The sequence below is a fragment of the Oleiphilus sp. HI0132 genome (assembly GCF_001635845.1).
Genome location: NZ_LWGJ01000994.1, coordinates 1 through 308 on the forward strand (window position 1 = coordinate 1; position 308 = coordinate 308).

1 protein-coding gene is annotated in these 308 nt (G+C 46.1%); it reads left to right on the forward strand.

From position 1 onward, the window contains the following. Positions 1-308 (forward strand): hypothetical protein (locus A3766_RS31060; protein WP_197479542.1); only part of this gene is annotated, 308 nt, incomplete at both ends.

A 308-nucleotide genomic window follows, 5' to 3' on the forward strand; every position in this document is an offset into this window, starting at 1 on the left:
GTTGCTGGTGCACTTGGCGGAACATTCGTTAAGGGTCGTGTTGGTATCGAAGACGGTGACTTGTTAATTCACGAAATCGCTACTGATCCATTGGCTGCTCTTATCAGTGCTGATGACCTTATTGCTGGCGGTGCTACTGCACTTGCTGATTTCTCAACTCAAGAAGTTATCGACGCAGCTGTAACAGCGGTTGATTTCAAATACGAAATCGGTGCAATCGGTATTGCTGACTCTACTTACCAGCCAGGCGCAGATCTTTCTACTGCACAAACTACTACTTTGATCAGCAACTTAAGCATTGCGGGTTA